The sequence below is a fragment of the Parapedobacter sp. genome (assembly GCF_035556095.1).
Taxonomy (GTDB): domain Bacteria; phylum Bacteroidota; class Bacteroidia; order Sphingobacteriales; family Sphingobacteriaceae; genus Parapedobacter.
The window spans coordinates 39394-56528 of the sequence record NZ_DATMFT010000006.1 but is presented as its reverse complement, the minus strand read 5'-3'; the positions used below and the strand labels follow the sequence as shown (position 1 = coordinate 56528).

The window sequence follows — 17135 nt, the reverse complement described above, 5'->3', positions numbered from 1 at the left end:
GGCGATCACCGAGATCGAAGCATTGTATGTGAAGAAGCACGAGGCGCGCGACGCGTATGAAGCGGCGAAACTTGCCAAGTTGCAGGGACAGCTGCGGGCCGAATTGAAACGGGAGCAGAAGCAATTTAAGAAAGCCAAACGCAAGTATGCCGGCGTTGTAAACGGAGAGACCCTTCCGTTGTTGCAAAGTGTGGAACAGTATTTCTCGAAGGCGATAGACCAAGCCGAGAACGCCGACGCGGACCACATGACAATCGCCTCACGGTACCAACGGTAGCCAAAGGATGCCGCTCCGGGGGGTTAGGATATCTTCTGCCAACCAATGCCGGGTTCGGTCTGCGTGAGGTAGTCGCGGAGCCGGCTGTTTTCGGGCTTGGCGAGCCGAGGGTCTGCCTCGAAGATAGCGATCACCGTGTTGCGTACGGTGGTAAGCAGTGCTTGGTCGGTGGTGAGGTCGGCCAGCTTGAGGTCGAGTACGCCGCTTTGCTGTGTGCCCGCCAGATCGCCGGGGCCGCGCAGCTGAAGGTCTACCTCGGCGATTTCGAACCCATCATTGGTACGTACCATGGTTTCCAGCCGGAGCTTACTGTCCTTGCCGAGCTTGCTGCCCGATAGGAGGATGCAATATGACTGATCGGCGCCCCGCCCTACGCGCCCCCGCAGCTGATGCAGTTGCGATAAGCCGAAACGCTCGGCATTCTCGATCACCATTACCGACGCATTGGGCACGTCGACTCCCACCTCGATTACCGTGGTGGCTACCATGATCTGCGTCTCGCCCTTGATAAACCGGCGCATCTCGAAGTCCTTGTCTTTTGCGGGCATTTTGCCATGTACGATGCTGATGCGATACTGCGGTAGCGGAAATTCCTTTTGCAGCGTTTCCAGGCCAGCTTCGAGGTACAGGAGATCCATCTTTTCGCTCTCCTTGATGAGGGGATAAACGATGTATACCTGGCGGCCCTTGCCGATTTCCTCTTTCATGAATCCGAACATGCGCAGCCGGCTGCTTTCGTAGAGGTGCATCGTTTTAATGGGTTTACGGCCGGCGGGCAGTTCATCGATAACGGATATATCCAGATCACCGTAGAGTGTCATGGCGAGGGTACGCGGTATGGGGGTGGCAGTCATCACCAGCATGTGGGGCGGGATACGGTTTTTGCGCCATAACTTGGCCCGCTGTTCCACGCCGAAGCGGTGCTGCTCATCGATAACGACAAACCCCAGGTTATGGAAACGCACGGCATCTTCGATGAGGGCATGGGTACCCACGAGGATATCGAGCGTGCCGTCTTCGAGCTGGCTGTGGATGATCCGGCGATCTTTTTTGGGCACGGATCCGGTGAGCAGCTGTACGGATACCATGCCACTGCCCAGCAGCTTGCTGATGCTGTGGTAATGCTGCTGCGCGAGGATTTCGGTAGGCGCCATCAGGCATGCTTGGAAGCCGTTGTCGATGGCCAGCAGCATGGCCATCAGGGCCACTACGGTTTTGCCGCTGCCTACGTCGCCCTGCACCAACCGGTTGAGCTGCGCCCCCGACGCGGTGTCCCGCCGGATTTCCTTGATGACCCGTTTCTGCGCATTGGTAAGGGCGAAGGGGAGCCGCTCGTTATAAAAGGTGTTGAATGTATCGCCTACCGTGTCAAACCGATGGCCCTGGAACTTCTGGGTGTTCAGCAATTTGTTTTTGAGAAGCTTCAGCTGGATAAAAAAAAGCTCGTCGAATTTCAGTCGATGGATGGCTTGCGCCAGCGCTCCGCTATCACGCGGGAAATGGATGGCTGCCAATGCTTGCGGCAACGGCATAAGCCGGTGCTGCAGCATGACGTGCTCGGGTAGTGTTTCGCCCAATTGCGGGGCGATGCTTTCCAGCAGGGCGGCCTGGAGTTTTTGGATACCCTTGCTATCGAGTGCGAATTTGCGCAGTTTCTCAGTGGTGTTGTATACAGGCTGCAGGCTGAGGTCGCCCTGCTGCTGGGGGCTACCTGGTTTGTATACTTCCATCTCCGGGTGCGTCATGGAGAGCTGGTTGCTGAATACGCTCGGCTTGCCATAGATGATGTAGGCTGCGCCAACCTGCAGTGCTTTTTTGAGCCAACCGATGCTTTGGAACCATACCAGTTCCATGGTGCCTGTATCGTCCCTGAAGTGACCAACGAGCCGCCTGCCTCGGCGTTCGCCCAGCTCTTCGATGTGCACGAGCCGTCCGATAACCTGTGCAGCGGCCATATCGGCGTGGAGCTGCTTGATTTTATGGAACTGTGTACGGTCGATATAGCGAAAGGGGTAATGCCTCAGGAGGTCGCCGAACGTATGGATACCCAACTCATTTTTAAGCACCTCGGCACGGGCAGGCCCCACACCTTTGAGGTATTCAATGGGGGTTATGGTACTGAGTGGCGCCACAGGGGATTTCTACATTCAACGGGTTATGCGAATTTATGGAAAACTTTCTGAAGTGCACCCCAGTTGAACAGGAATACGGCGAGGAATAATACCAGGTAAGCCAGCAATTGGTAGGTATAGACGGGCTCGTTGAAATACACAACGGCTACTGCAAACGCAATGATGGGATTGATATAAATGAGCACGCCTACGGTGGTAGATGAGATGCCGTTGAGCGCGTATAGGCTCATATACAGTGGGATGATGGTAAAGATAACCGCGATCACGGTGATATTGATCCAGAAGGTGGTGTCGGTGGGCAGTGGGTGGTGCTGCCAGAGCAGGAGCGGCAGGATGAGCAGGCTGCACAGCGTGAGCTGCACCGCCAGTACAACCAACCGGTCTACGTGTTGGATAATGCGCTGGGCCACCAGGTACAGTGCATAGCACGAAGCGATGCCCACCGACCAGATGACGTCATGCAGGGAGCCGCGGGCCAAAAGGATGACGCTGGCCAACGCAATGGCGATGGCGACTTTTTTGATGCCTGTTAACCGTTCCTTAAGGATGAGGAATGCCGCCAGGGTAGTAAGTAGCGGACATACAAGGTAGGCAAATGCGGCCGATTGGATGCTCACGTAGTTTACCGCGTAAATGAAGGTAAACCAATTGCCCATGATAAGCAGCGAAGCGATCACGGTAAGCGCGATGAGTCGCTTGCGAAGGGCTGGCGGTGCGGATTGCAGGTAACGGACGGACGCGGATAGTTTCTTATGGCGGAACAGGAAGATAAACGGCCATATCAAAACGGTCGACACAAAAATCCGGTAATAAAGAATGTCTTCAGCGGGCCACTCCTGGATGGCACGGAGCGGGAAGGCCATGAAGCCCCAGAGCACGGCTGCAAAAAACGCCGCCGAGAAGTATTTCAAACGGCCTTGCATTTATGCTTTCCACGCTATGGCGGAAATTTCGACGTTAACATTTTTCGGCAGTCCGGCCACGGCCACGGTTTCGCGTGCGGGGGCCTGCCCGGTGAAGTAAGTGCCATATATGTCATTCACGGCGGCGAAGTCGCCCATGTCGCGAAGGAAAATCGTCGTTTTCACCACATCGGTGAACGTATAGCCCGCTTCGGACAGGATGGCCGAGAGGTTATCAAGCACTTGGCGGGCCTCTTCGGCTATCGAGCCATCAACCAGCTCGCCCGTTTCGGGCGATAGGGCAATCTGCCCCGATATATACAACGTATGACCCGCCTTTATGGCCTGGTTATACGGGCCAATGGGTGCGGGTGCCTTGGTGGTATTGATGATTTCCTTCGTTGTAGACATAACGTATGGATGTAAACTTAATTGAAAAAGAGCCAATCGACAATTTTGTAAAGTATGGCCAGCAGAAATAAAATGATGGCCGTCGCATTGATGATATGCATCACCCGCAAGTTAAAGCTGGTGGGTCTATTGGGATCCTTTTTCCGGAAAAAATACATGATGCCCCTACCTCGCGACTCGCTTCAATGCCCGTTCAGCACGCTTGTTCGCCGCATTTATTTTGTAATTAAACCAGCGGTCTCTGAAGATTTTGCGCATGGTATTGTCGAAGTGACGCGTGATGACCAGGTTGCGGAAACCACGCCACTTGTCGTAAACCTTGGAGGGCAATGCCCGTACGCTGATGGAATAACCTTCGGTGACATATTGGATGTAATGCCACCAACCCGACGGCATAAACAACGTCTCTCCCGGGTGTATCTCCGCTTCGTACCCATCGAGGTACTTCAATGCAGGGAACTTTTCGTAATCGGGGTTCTTGATGTTGGCGATGCTATGGAAATTGTAGGGCAGTTTATACATCAGGTCCGACTGCTCCAACGGGAATAGCCAGATTTTCTTAACGCCTTTGTATTGGGTGATAAAGACATGCGACATATCGATGTCGAAGTGGTTGCGTGTGCTGGACCCCTCGCCACCGAAAAAGAGGTAGGGGAGCCACTGCAATACCTTGCCGCCCGTTACGTCGTTATAGACCAGGTCATGATTGAGTTCGGGCTTCAGCTTCATGAGGTTGAACAGGAAGATCCGCAGATCGGTCGGCTCACGCTCGATCATGTCCAGGTATTCGCTGAATTTCATTTTCGCAACAGGAGCGCTCGCTGCGCGATCGTTCGATGCGTCTTCCCGCCCGTGTAAGGAAATGATGCTATCTCCGGCTATTTCCTTGAGATAGTCATAGTTCCATTTGGTCCATGCTGGACTGTCTTTGGCCACGAAATCATCCATAACTACCGGGATCCCCTTGTTGAGGTAGTCTTTGATGAAGTCAGCCGAGCTGATTCCGGAGATTTTGTTAACTTTTTTGAGTTGCACGACTTAATAGCTTGAACTGTTAATTATGCTTATGCAAACTTACGTAATCTTCGTATGTGCCCACACGATGTCAACCAATTTTACATTTGCATTATAAATAGGCCTACAACGATTTACGTGCCAAAATAGCAAAATTTTCGGCGACCTGACGAAAATCATTTTTTGTGGCTAGTATGACCACAGATCCTGCTCGAAGTCGATGAGGGTTTTTTTGATACGTTGGGCTTCATACAGGCGATCTAGTCCGTTGTCTACGTAGTCCCGGATACGGAGGTCTTCAGGATTGGACTGCTTGACAATGTAGCTGGAAAACAGTCGCTTGATGAAAAGGTCATCATAACTCAGCCCGGTAGCATCGTTGTGCCGTGAAGCGACTTCCTTGTTGACAAAGATGTGCCTGGCTTCGGGAAAATAAATCCAGAACGCCGGGTAGGCGTCGGCCGCGACGGATGGGGTACTGCCCGCCAGATCGAGCCCGGCGATATCCTCTACAGCATCCATCCCGTCCATGTCGACCGGTGCATCACCCGTAATTTCGTCCATCTGGGGGGTCACCAAGGGAGCTATACCGATGATGCGCGGCTCGAATACGGAACGTTGCTTGTCGAAAATCCAGTCCTCTTTGATACGGAAACGAACCACATCATTCGGGTTGAACGCGGTGGCTTCGAAGTGCGACGCGATGACGTTGCCTTCGTCGTCATATTCTTCCACCAAGGTGCTGTCTGAGCCGAACCGGCCCAGTACTTGGTCGGGCGATAGGCGGGTTTTGAAGCTGTCGCCCGTAGGGTCATCTTCCGTGGGCGTGGGGTCATATGCCGTGAGTTCGCCGGCCAGCACGGCTTCCATGATGACGTCGATGAGGCGCGATTTGGGCGAAGCGTATATGTCATTCAGTTTCTCGCGCACGTCAAACTCCCGCCAGATGCGCTTCACATAGGCCACATCAGTAGGCCGGATATTCGCGTAGGGCACGACTTCGCGGTCCAATATATCGGATTTGACGTAGTAACCGTCTATCGGCGGTTCTTCAATAGGAATTGGCGTAGTGCTGTTGGACAGGTTGCCTTCCTGGGCATACGCCGACAGTCCAAGTGCCATCGCGACTAAAAATCCATACGCTTTCATCGTTACCTCCTTCATCGTTATCAATTAATCGATCCGGAACGAAATCGGATCCAGTTCTTGCTGCAGGCCATCCGGGCCTACGGCGACAATATTGTAGAAAAATACAAACGACCCCGGCGACACGGCGCCAAGCGCATTCTGCATAGGCCCGGAGAAGGTGCCGTTTGTGCCCTGGTAAGGGCCCATGGGATCTACCCGGGGTTTCTGTATCAACATCGAGAAACGCGAAATGTTGAATTTGGCATCAAACTCGAAATCTTCCAATGCGGCAAAGATGCGGTTTTGCCCGCGGATCTGCGCGGCAGCAACACTGCCGCCTGAACGGCCTGCCACGCGGGCTTGCGGCTTCGGGATCCGTTTCACCCGGAACTCGGTGGAGCTAAGTGACTGCGTCTGCTCGCCCACACGGGCCGATACGTGGATACTGGCAGTGCCGGGTTGGGTTACCCGTGCCACATACTTGCCACCCGACCCGGAAATGGTTACGCCCTGGCCGCTCACTTGGAGGCTTTCTTTGGGGATACCCGGCGCAGATACCGAAATGGGGTTGTCCACGCCGATGTACAGCACGTTCATGGCATCGGGCGAAACAACGGCCGAGGGCCGCGCTACCTGGTAGGTCTGCGGCTCGGTGACGTATTCCTTGACGGTGCCGTCGGTCTGTTTAACGCGGATGGTCCCTGTCCAGTTGAATACCCCCTCGCTGGACGTATTGACCGAATAGGTGGCCTGCCCGTCGGTGACGGGTAACGTGTTACCCCCAACGGATATTTCTGGGGTGGATTTGGAATCGTAGGCGGTAAGGAATACCTTGGCCGTATAGGGCTGTCCCTGGATGACGTAAGACGACGGGGCCACGGCTACGGCGGCAAACCGGTCAAGATTGACCACAGCCATATCCATCTCTCCGAAAATATGTTTCACCACCACGGCCTCAGCATTCTTCACGTCGGCCTTGATTTTTTCTAATGCGGTGATCGAGGCGGTCAGCGGGATGCCGTCGCCGAAGTTGGCCTGTTCCCAGGTTTTCTTAATGCCGCCACGGCTGGGTGGGTCTTGGGCCTCTAACGAGAAGGACACCTGGTTGTTTGCCAGCGCCAACAGTTGTTCGCGCGTACTATTGATGCGGCTTCGCAAATGCTCCGCCCGGCTCACGCCATCATCCTTCTGTCTGATCATGATGCGCGGGCTGATGCTGAGGTTATCACGCTTGCGGACATCGCCCGTAGTCTCATTCTGCCCGCCGCCCTCGGCTTCAAGTACACTTTGGAGGGAGTCGATATATCCCGATAGGCTACCGGCCAATAGACTCGCTTGTTCGGCACGGTCTAATATGGGTTGGGCCCGTTCGGGCTCATCTTTCAATTTGGTTGCGCGGAAAGCATTGAACATATTGTCTATACCTTCCTGGGTATTTTGGGTAGACGTATTGAGGCTTGTTGCTAAGTTCTTGAAGGCGTCGAGCACGGAATCACTCACGTTCAATGCCACCAATCCCAACAACACCAGGTATAAAATACCCATCATACGTTGCCTCGGGGTCTGTTTTCCTGCTGCCATGCTGTAATGTTATTCGTTAAGGTATCTTAAAAAAATAAAATTACACGCGCGGCTGGTTCATGGCAGCCAGCATGTTTCCGTATACCGCATTAAGCGATGCCAGGTTTTTATTGAGGTGGGCCACCTGATCTTTGAACTGTTGGGTATCCACTACCGAGTCGTTGAAATTCTGCAGGGTTTGGGCAATGCTGTTGTAATGTTGGGAAATCGTTTGTAGCTTTTTGCCGGTATCCTGCAATTCAAGCTCGTATACGGCATTAAGGTGCTGCAGGTTGTTGGCAAGTTTGTGCACCTGTTCGTGGTAGGCGGTTACGTCGCCACCACTTGCACTAATACCGGCGAGGTCACTGGAGGCCTTCTCAAAAGCCGCATTGAGTTTGTCGACGCTGCCCGTAGCACCCTTTACCCGCTCGGTGAACTGCGTGGTGGCCAGGGAGGCATCCGATACATTAGATATGGCAGCTACCTTATCGCCGAAGGTACGGAGGCCGTCGCCGAGGTTGCCGATCAATTCCGGACTGATACGGGCATCGGCCAGCATCTTGTCGAGCGCAGCCGTGCTGCCCGTATTGGTGGTCGGCCGGACGGTGGCTTTTGGCAGTTCGCCCTCGTATTCGGCGGCCAATTCCGGATACACCCGGGTCCAATCGACGTCTTTCTCTTCCGTTTGGAAACCAAGGAGGAGAAAGAGCAGTGCTTCCGTGCCGAGACCTAAAATGATAAGCCAATCACCCGCCGGCCAGTGCTGTAGCTTGGCCATTAACCCGATGATGACGACGGTGGCCCCCCAGGAGACAATGTTGTTGATGCCGATTTTGAATTTGCGTTTTCCTGCCATGATATTGCTTTGTTGTGTAGATTGCGTAATTGTATGTTAATTATTCATAGGGTCGACACCGGGGTAGGCGGATACACTCCGGAAACCGATGTATGACTTAGACGTATCCTGATATTCGTAAGCGCGGGCACCATTCTGTAAAAAATAGCCGATATCTTTCCAAGAGCCGCCACGCACCACTTTGCGTTTCAATGATTGCGGGTCGCCCGCCGCAGCATCGTAGCGGTAGGTGGGGTTCATATCGTGTACGAAAGACGATGCCGACTCGTTGAACGAGGATGAGGTCCATTCCGCCACATTGCCGGCCATGTTGTAAAGGCCGAAGTCGTTGGGGAAATACGAATACACGGGAGCGGTATAGGCGGCCCCGTCATCGATATAGTTACCGCGGCCAGGTTTGAAATTAGCCATTAAGCAACCTTTCGCGTTGCGTGCGGATGGGCCACCCCAAGGGTATTGGGTGCCCACCCGGCCGCCACGGGCGGCATATTCCCATTCGGCTTCTGAAGGTAGCATATAGGGCTGTCGTATCTCGCGGCCGTTTGCTTTCCGGCTGCGCTGGTGATTTTCAAATAGGCGCGAACGCCACGTATTGAACGCCTGTGCCTGCCGCCAGGTGACGCCAACCACGGGGTATTCATCAAACGATGGATGCGAGAAATAGCCTTCGACCATCGGTTCGTTCTGGGCATAGCTGAAATCGTTGAGCCACACGGTTGTGTCCGGGTATACCAGAATGGTGTCGCGCCGGATGAAGTCTGAACGTGTTTTGGTGGGGTCGCTCTTTGCGGCCGTGGCGGCACGCAGGTCGTACCATTCGTAGTGGTACCGCAATAAGCGTACATCGAGCTCATCCTTGCCGAAAATACGGTCCTCACCCTGGTAATACATCTGACGTGTCCGCTCGCGCACCTGTTGGTCTTTGGAGTTCCATAGCGACCGCCTGCTGCCATTTACCTTAGTCCAATCGATGTATCGCTCACCGGATCCTTCCACTTCTACGAAATAGCTATCGTCTTGCAGGTAATTGTATATCAGAATGGAGTCGCGCACCCAATTGACAAACTGCCGGTATTCGCTGTTCGAGATCTCGGTTTCGTCCATGTAGAACGATGAAATGGTAACCTGCCTGTTTTGGGCCACTTGCGAAAAAGTAATGTCTTCATCAGACTGGCCCATGATGAAGGTGCCCCCAGGCACCAGCACCATGCCGTGCGGAACCCGGTTGGTTTTGAGGTGTGCCCGCTTGACACCAACCAGCTCGCCGCCACCGGACTTGGAGCAGCCCGACAAGAATACCGAAGATATACAAACCAATATTATAGGTAAATAAGCTCTATTCATTTAGTTCTATCTTTGGCTAGCAACGCCCGCGCAACGAGACTTATCCGCTGTGTGTACATTTGCGACACGCCCATTGTGTTTCGTTAAAGCCCGTGATTAATAACCCGTTACGGCAGCAAATTTCAGACCAAAAGTCTTTCTCGGTACCATGCATACGGACAGCAAACTTAATAATTATCTGTTACAACTATCTAAAACATCGCTTTTCGGTGGTAGATGGCTCGCGTGGAACACGCCCACTGCCGTGAAAGCGGCCCTAAAATTATTAAAAGAAACAGTAATTTATTAAAAAAGGGACGGAAATTTAAAAAAATATACTTGCCTCGCCCAGCGGGTTAACCAAACCGCTATTTATTTACCGCCTTGATATACTGTTCAACCGCCATGGTCATACTTGGTGCCTCGGGTGTTGGGGCAGCGATATCGAGCAGTAAACCACGGTCTAGCACGGCTTGATGGGTCGTGGGGCCGAACGCCGCAAGCCGCGTGTCGTTTTGTTTGAAATCCGGAAAATTCTCAAAAAGAGATTGTACGCTTGAGGGGCTGAAAAAGACGATGATGTCGTAAAAAACATCTTTCAGGTCAGACAGGTCGCTCACCACTGTACGGAAAAGCACTGCGGGCGTAACGTTGTAGCCATTGTCTTGCAGCCAGTTGTACGTCTCTTCGTTGGCCACGTCCGAACACGGGTACAGGAACTTCTCCTTGGCATGTTTTTTCAATACATCAGAAAGATCTTGCGCCGTCTGCTTGCCGAAGAAAATTTTCCGCTTGCGGTACTGGATATATTTTTGAAGGTATAATGCTATAGTTTCTGAAAGGCAGAAGTATTTTAGGTCTGCCGGCACCTCATAGCGCATTTCCTCACACACACGGAAGAAGTGGTCGGCCGCATTGCGACTGGTGAAAATCACCGCTGTGAAGTCTGCGAGGTTGATCCGTTGCTCTTTGCGAACATCGCGCCCCGATACGCCTTCCACATGGATAAAGGCTCTGAAATCGAGTTTGAGATTGTACTTCTGGGCCAAAGCGAAGTAAGGGGACTTTTCGTTCTCTGGTTTAGGCAACGTGACTAATATGCTTTTTACTTTCTTTGCTCTATCTGCTTCTGGCACCTGCATGTTTCTTACGTTAATTACCCAATACTTTTACCAAGATAAGTATGGGTGCGATTTCGAGGCAGCAAAGATACGTAAATAAATAAAATTTTGAAAATGGGTAATTGGTGAGTAGACTGCGGGCAGTCTTCGCAAAACGGAAAACGAATAAGCAGAGCACGACAATGAGTGCCACAGGTACGATCCAAACCACGTAATCCCCGGGCACCAAACTCAGCACCAGTATGATGGGAAGGAATACCAACGCCGCGTTGAAGTAGCTGAGGTATAGAATCGATACGTATTCGCGTACGATGCGTTGAAGGTCGAATATAAAGCCGAGTAACCGGGTGGCAATGATCTTAAGGATGAACAGGAGCATCACAACCAGCGAAATGGCGAGAAACCGCTCAACACCGAGGTAATTGCCACCTGTATAGTACGCGTTGCAAAGGTAAATGAATAGCCCGACCGCGAAGCCGAATAGGATGTAAAGGAAAACAAAAGGCCACGAGCTGTAAAGGGTGTCTTCCTTGTTGACCTGGAGCAGCATGCGGTCGTTGTAGAAGGCTTGGATGATGGATAGCACCTCGTTGGGGAAGGACACACGGACGACGCCCAGGAAGAGCAGTAACAGCCCGATGGCACCGAGTACCCACGGCTGGCGACTGGGTCGTTCGTTATCGGTTTCCATTTCTTGCGCCAGGCGGTTGGCGAATGCCAGCCATGTCATGAAATCGCCGTTTTGCACGATAACGTGGCGACGAAGGCTGTCGGCAAACGCGTTGGGCCGATCAGGATCGGGTAGGCCGATGTATTGCATGGCCAATGAATCGCCCACCCGCTTGAGCGAGTCGGCCAGCCGAATTTCTGCAGCCAGCTGCGCTTGCCTAAGCGAGTCTTGGGCAGCGCGATAGCGGGGCTGTTGCATGGACCCACCCGAGGGAGCCGCACTTACGGCGGCAACCCCCAACAATATCCCGGCCAATAGGAACCCCCAATACTTCATTTGCCTACTCAATGAGCCGGCAAAGTTAGGCAAAATCACATGGTTATAGGGGCTTAATTTTCAGGTTGCGGAAACTGACGCGATCACCATGGTCTTGCAGCAAGATATGCCCGCTTTCGGCCTGGCCGAAGTTGTCCCAGTCTTTATATTTGCTTTCGCTCACCAGCTGCTTGTAGACTTCCGAACCGCGCTCATACTGCAATACCTTTTCGCCGTTGAGGTAATGGGTTACGGTATTATCGGGTTGCACAACGAGCCGTCCCTTGTTCCATTCGCCTATTTTGCGTTGTGCGCGATTGGTTTTGTTGGCCGTAATGAGGTCATAAAGTGAGGCGAGCGTGCGGTTGCCATCTCTGCCCATCTTCGCGTCGGGGTGTTGCTTGTCATCCAATACCTGGTACTCCAGTCCGATGGCCGATCCGGTGTTGTTCTCGGAGAGTGTAACGAAATACTTCACACCACTATTTGCGCCTTCGGTGAGCTTAAACTCGAAGGACAGGTCGAAGGCACTGTACTCGCCGGTCGTTACTATATCGCCGCCGTTGGTCGATTCACCGCCATCGGAAGGAAGTACGGTGATGGAGCCGTCTTTGATTTCCCACCCTTGGGCAGGGAATGTGTCTTTGTAGGCGCCTACCCAGCCAGTATTGCTTTGGCCATCGAAGAGCAGTTTATAACCGCTTTTCTCCTCATATGCGGAGAGGCTGTTTGGCGTAAGGTTTACCGGATAAATGCCGGCCGGAAATTCTTGCGGTTGCAGATTTTCGGTTTGGATGCGGATGTTTTTGAAATATACTTTTTTGCCGGCGAGCGCTTCGTCACCGATACTGTGCACCTGCAACCCGATGAAACCTGCGGCATCGATCGTGTCGACCACATAAGCTGTGGGAGTGCCGTTTACCCAGGTTTTGGTTTCATTGCCGATGGCCTCGATGCGGATGTGGTTAAAGTCTTCTTTTTTATAGGCCGTTTTGGCCTGCTCGTTGAGGTCGAGCGGATAAAGCCAGCCACGGCGCGCCTCGTCGTAAATGCCGCCTGTCCATGCGCGTCCGGAAGGATCGATCTCTACCTGCCGCCCGTAAACGCGGCCGCGGCCTTCATTAGCCGATGCGTCGAGGTGGCTTCGTGTTTGGATACCCGAATTGGTCGTTTCGCCCTCCAACTTCACATCCAGCTCGAGAATGAAGTCGCCGTATTCTTGCTCGGTGATCAGGAAGGAGTTGGGGGTGCCCGCGGTCATGGTGCCCACGATGGCGCCGTCTTCGATGGTGTAGGGTGCCTCGCCGCCCACGATTTTCCACCCGTCCAGCGTTTCTCCATCGAACAGCGGTTGCCAATGGTTTGCCGTGCCGGTGCCGCAAGAGCTGACGGCGATGCCGATGAGTAATACCGCTAAAGGCAAGCGGGATGTGATTGTTGTACGTGTTTTCATTCGAAAATAATTATTGATTTTATTGTCCGTCTTTAGCAGCATCAATGCATGCTTCGCAGTTTATTCTTTAATGGCCTCATGGAACCTGCATTTTCATTGCATCCTTTGTTTTCAGCGGTAATGAGAAGCTTGCGATTAGTGCCTGGTGTAATTAACGATTGCCCAGTGTGGGAATGTTATTTATACCTCGGTTTCATCATACTGTCGTTGGCAGACACGCCGCGAAACAAGTTAGTTGGCGATTTTCCATCCGAAACCGTTAGCTTTGTGTCATTGATTATAAATGATTTTGCACCCAATTATACGGCTTTTTATAGGGATTAGGTATTGATTTTGGGTTCTTTTTTTACGAAAACGATGTCGTAAGACAGCTATGGCAACAGAGAAAAGCGACAATTTTTTTGAACAGGTGTACCGTATTGTCCGGCAGATCCCCGAAGGGCGGGTAACTTCTTACGGCGCGATAGCGCGCGCGTTGGGTGCGGGCGGATCATCGCGTATGGTGGGCTACGCCATGCGGGCGGCAGGGGGCGTATACCCACCGGTGCCGGCCCACCGTGTGGTGAACCGCATAGGACTGCTCACCGGCAAAAGGGCATTTGGAAGTCCGACGATGATGGCCCAATTGCTCGCAAATGAAGGGGTGGACGTTGCCGAAGACCGGGTCGTCGACTTCGAACGGGTATTTTGGGACCCACAGCTTGTGGTGGGCGATTGACCGTTAGCATGTCTTCTTTAAGAGGAAAAGCACAATGTCGTTGATATCAACGATGCCCACCGGCTTTCCTTCATGCACCGTGGGCAAAGCGATGAACGCACCTTTGGCCATCAATTCGGCAACTTCTTCGATCGTGGCCGACAATGCGATTTGCGGGGTGTCGCGCTCCATAACCTGATTGGCCTGTAACATATCGAATATCCCCGTTTCGACATCATCGAGGTTGCCGAATTCATATCCGAACCCCAGTTGCTTGATGGCCTTGCGGCTGATGATACCTACGATTTTGTTTTCTTCGAGAACGGTGACATGCGCGAGGGATTGGCTTTTCATGAGCCGATACACCTTGCTGATACGGTCGGTTGACTGCACCGTGAGGGCGATTTTGCTCGCGATTTCGGTGACGGGGCGGTTTTTGCTCATTGCGCTAATTCGTATTGGTGAGGGAATGCAATATTTATTCCATTTTTCTGGCTAACCGTAGTTTATAAACTCTTCGCAAAGGAACGGAACCAAATCCAAGAGCAGGATGATGTTTGGCAGCCAAGAAAATGATTTAAATCACCCGGCGGGGGGAATCTCCCGATAGATATCCGGCAAGGTGCGGCCCACGCCTTGGTAATCCAAACCATATCCAACCACGAATTCGTTATCGATTTCGAAACCCACGTATGCAATGTTGTCGAAGGTATATTGCAGCGCCTTCGGTTTGAGCAATAGCGCACATACGGCTACCGACGCCGGTTTTTGGGCGTAAACGGCATCGAGTGTGTGTTTCAATGAATGGCCGGTATCGACAATATCTTCAACGATGACGACCTCCCGCCCCTCGAGGTTGCAGTCGAGGCCGATGAGCTCGTTTATCTCATTGCGCCGGGTGCTGCCCTCGTAAGACGAGAGTTTGACGAAGGAGATCTCGCTCGCGATGTGGATTTGTTTCATCAAGTCTGCCATGACCATGAAGCAGCCGTTGAGTACACCGATGAAGATGGGATGCTGGTTTTCGTAGGCCACATTGAGCTGTATCCCGATAAGCCGGATGCGCTTCTTGATTTGATTGTAATCAATGATGCGCTCAAACTGTTTTTGATTGATTGTTATCTTCATCCGTTTGCTAAGGGGTTTCTGGATTTGACGTGTTGAAGATACGGTCTAATAAGCCGCGCACCTGCTCCAAATCCTTTTCGAAATCGGTGGGTGGCAGCTCCAGCCGCAACGTATCGGTGGCCGGCCGGTCGGGACGAAGCGATTCGCGCAGACTCACGGCGTAAAACCCGTAGCTGCCCGACGAATCGGCCGGTGCCAGCCCACGGCGGGCCATAATATTGCCGATATAGTTGAAATAAGAGGCGATGTAAGGCTTGAGTTGACCTTCGTAATTGAATGAATACAGCCCTGTCTTCGGGCGGGGCACAATGCTGGCCAGGTAGATGCTTTCGCCAAGGGTGAGCTGCGAAGGATGTTTGCCGAAGTAATAGTGGGCGGCTTCGGAAACGCCGTATACATTACGGCCCCATTCGATGATGTTGAGGTATACCTCATACATCCGGTCTTTGCTGACGGCATCTGTGCTCTCCATGAGCCATACGATGATGATTTCTTCCAGTTTGCGGACAATGGTCTTGTTGCGGTTGAGGAACACGTTCTTGACCAGTTGCATGGAGATGGTACTCCCTCCTCGCTTGAAGGCTTTTTCTTTGAAGTTGATAGCGATAGACGACCGGATTGCCTCTTCAACAAAACCTTCATGGCTGAAAAATGAGGGGTCTTCGGTGGTGAGGATCGCGTTTTTGAGGTAGGGTGATATCTGCGGCAGCGGTATGAAATTCGGGTTTTCCGGACCCACCACGATGTCGCGTACGGGCTCCTCATCTTCATAGGGGGTGTAAGTAAACGTGGTGTTGATTTTGGGGACGTTAACATCCCCCCAAGCATTGACCTTAAAATCGTGCTGCTCCATGCGTGAGTTGAACTGCACGCTATCGGGGTTTGCAGTATCCAGAAATGCATCGAGCTTATATTTGATGCGGCCCGATACCCGTATCCCTTCGAGCGACTCGAACAGCCCCTTTGGAAAGGCGTTAAACAAATCCTGGGCCTCCATTTCGGGTGTCTCTAAACCCAGGGCATAGGTTTTGTGGGGTTGGGTGGTATAGCGGACGAACGGATGTACTTCCAGGTTCTCGACGGTAACCGTGGATGCGTTGGACAATTCCACATGGTTGTCGCCCACAACGACTTCCGCATCGATATGTGCATCGGGAACCGCCACATCCTTCGGGGCAATGCGCCAGTGGTTGATATGGAGGTTTTTGACCGCCCATTCCCCTTTGATATGCAATAGCTCGTTGTGGGTCCAGTAGACCTCCCGCAGGCGCGTCTCGATGGTGTCGAAGCTGAGCTGCAGACCAAACTTGCGTTCCAGCAGGGGCAAGGCAATCCGTTGGCCATTGGCATGTACCTTGATATAGAGCTGGCGTCTATCGGGGTTGAGCTTGCCCGTTACCTGCCAGGCGGCCTCGTTGTCGTTGAGAAAAACAGCAGCGGTAAGGTTGCCATTGTCGATATCGGCCTGGGGGACGTTGATTCGCTGCTCAGTGCTGTCATCGCGATAGGTGAGAATGAAATCGCGGAGATCCATGTCTTCCGGGATTTTATAGAGCACATTGTTGAGCATGCTGTTTGCTGCCTGTGCCATGTTGATCGTTGGTCCGTCGGGCGGCTCGTTGGGTGCTGCGGGAGTGGCCTGCAGCGTATCGACACCCCGGAAGAGAAAGTCGTAATTGCTGACGCTGTCTTTTTTGATGAGTTGTACCTGGGCATTGTGTCCATGGAGCCGCCCGAAACGGACATCGCCGGTGAGCAGTGGGAAAAGCCGGATGCTAACGGACAGTTCTTCGATACTGGCCAGCTGGTCGCGGCCATGGGGTACAACAGCTACATTTTCGAACATTACCGTGGTCAGTCCAGAGAAATAAGCGTCGCCCACTTCGAGGTCGAGTTGGTACTCCTTGGCCAGCTTGGATTGGATACGTGCCATCGTGGCAGCAAGCAATGCTTCGCGCTTATGGTAGGCGATGGTACAGACGACGATGCCTACAATCACCAACGCACCAATGACCGAGCCCCCAATGACAAGCTGTCTCCGGGTAATCTTATCCAAAAATTGCCTAACTATACCAATTGCCACAAAAAACTAATTTACTTGGAACCTAAATAAGGGATAATTATGATTAAAAACAAAGATATGAC

At 52.6% G+C, this 17135-nt stretch carries 17 protein-coding genes; 2 read left to right on the top strand and 15 right to left on the bottom strand.

Annotated elements, in window-relative coordinates:
• Positions 1-277: hypothetical protein (locus VNQ80_RS03690; protein ID WP_325636101.1), on the top strand; the 277-nt coding region annotated here is incomplete at its 5' end.
• A 23-nt stretch (positions 278-300) separates the two neighbouring features.
• Here the strand turns inward: VNQ80_RS03690 and recG are convergent.
• The 12 genes from recG to VNQ80_RS03630 all read right to left on the bottom strand — a co-directional run bounded on the left by recG (position 301) and on the right by VNQ80_RS03630 (position 13165).
• A complete protein-coding gene (gene recG, locus VNQ80_RS03685; RefSeq protein WP_325636100.1) occupies positions 301-2409 on the bottom strand; it encodes an ATP-dependent DNA helicase RecG in 2109 nt (702 codons plus the stop codon).
• A gap of 23 nt (positions 2410-2432) precedes the next feature.
• The gene (locus tag VNQ80_RS03680; protein ID WP_325636099.1) at positions 2433-3332 is read right to left on the bottom strand and encodes an EamA family transporter; all 900 of its coding nucleotides are present in this window, start codon (positions 3330-3332) and stop codon (positions 2433-2435) included.
• Positions 3333-3722 carry a RidA family protein gene (locus VNQ80_RS03675; RefSeq protein ID WP_325636098.1) on the bottom strand — a complete coding sequence of 130 codons (390 nt, stop codon included), beginning with the start codon at positions 3720-3722 and terminating at the stop codon, positions 3333-3335.
• Positions 3723-3739: 17 nt separating this feature from the next.
• Complete coding sequence (locus VNQ80_RS03670) at positions 3740-3880, bottom strand: DUF6728 family protein (RefSeq protein ID WP_325636097.1); 141 nt, start codon at positions 3878-3880, stop codon at positions 3740-3742.
• A gap of 7 nt (positions 3881-3887) precedes the next feature.
• On the bottom strand, positions 3888-4757 hold the full coding sequence (locus tag VNQ80_RS03665) for a cupin-like domain-containing protein (protein WP_325636096.1): 870 nt from the start codon (positions 4755-4757) through the stop codon (positions 3888-3890).
• 168 nt (positions 4758-4925) lie between these two features.
• A complete protein-coding gene (locus VNQ80_RS03660; protein WP_325636095.1) occupies positions 4926-5900 on the bottom strand; it encodes a gliding motility protein GldN in 975 nt (324 codons plus the stop codon).
• A 9-nt stretch (positions 5901-5909) separates the two neighbouring features.
• Complete coding sequence (gene gldM, locus VNQ80_RS03655; protein ID WP_325636094.1) at positions 5910-7445, bottom strand: gliding motility protein GldM; 1536 nt, start codon at positions 7443-7445, stop codon at positions 5910-5912.
• 40 nt (positions 7446-7485) lie between these two features.
• Positions 7486-8283: a gliding motility protein GldL gene (gldL, locus tag VNQ80_RS03650; RefSeq protein WP_325636093.1), complete on the bottom strand. Its 798-nt coding sequence runs from the start codon at positions 8281-8283 to the stop codon at positions 7486-7488.
• 36 nt (positions 8284-8319) lie between these two features.
• Entirely contained in the window at positions 8320-9627 is a 1308-nt protein-coding gene (locus VNQ80_RS03645) for an SUMF1/EgtB/PvdO family nonheme iron enzyme (protein WP_325636092.1), read from the bottom strand.
• 347 nt (positions 9628-9974) lie between these two features.
• A complete protein-coding gene (locus tag VNQ80_RS03640; protein ID WP_325636091.1) occupies positions 9975-10748 on the bottom strand; it encodes a uroporphyrinogen-III synthase in 774 nt (257 codons plus the stop codon).
• Between the two features lie 10 nt (positions 10749-10758).
• Complete coding sequence (locus VNQ80_RS03635) at positions 10759-11733, bottom strand: DUF4271 domain-containing protein (RefSeq protein ID WP_325636090.1); 975 nt, start codon at positions 11731-11733, stop codon at positions 10759-10761.
• A gap of 43 nt (positions 11734-11776) precedes the next feature.
• Complete coding sequence (locus tag VNQ80_RS03630; RefSeq protein WP_325636089.1) at positions 11777-13165, bottom strand: DUF1080 domain-containing protein; 1389 nt, start codon at positions 13163-13165, stop codon at positions 11777-11779.
• Between the two features lie 373 nt (positions 13166-13538).
• On the opposite strand from VNQ80_RS03630, the gene VNQ80_RS03625 reads away from it, so the two are divergent.
• On the top strand, positions 13539-13883 hold the full coding sequence (locus tag VNQ80_RS03625) for an MGMT family protein (RefSeq protein WP_325636088.1): 345 nt from the start codon (positions 13539-13541) through the stop codon (positions 13881-13883).
• Between the two features lie 3 nt (positions 13884-13886).
• On the opposite strand, the gene VNQ80_RS03620 is transcribed toward VNQ80_RS03625, so the two are convergent.
• From VNQ80_RS03620 to VNQ80_RS03610, 3 genes are all read right to left on the bottom strand, one after another.
• A complete protein-coding gene (locus tag VNQ80_RS03620; protein WP_325636087.1) occupies positions 13887-14306 on the bottom strand; it encodes an HPP family protein in 420 nt (139 codons plus the stop codon).
• Between the two features lie 138 nt (positions 14307-14444).
• The gene (locus tag VNQ80_RS03615) at positions 14445-14990 is read right to left on the bottom strand and encodes a phosphoribosyltransferase (RefSeq protein WP_325636086.1); all 546 of its coding nucleotides are present in this window, start codon (positions 14988-14990) and stop codon (positions 14445-14447) included.
• 7 nt (positions 14991-14997) lie between these two features.
• On the bottom strand, positions 14998-17073 hold the full coding sequence (locus tag VNQ80_RS03610) for a transglycosylase domain-containing protein (protein ID WP_325636085.1): 2076 nt from the start codon (positions 17071-17073) through the stop codon (positions 14998-15000).
• Positions 17074-17135: the final 62 nt, after the last annotated feature.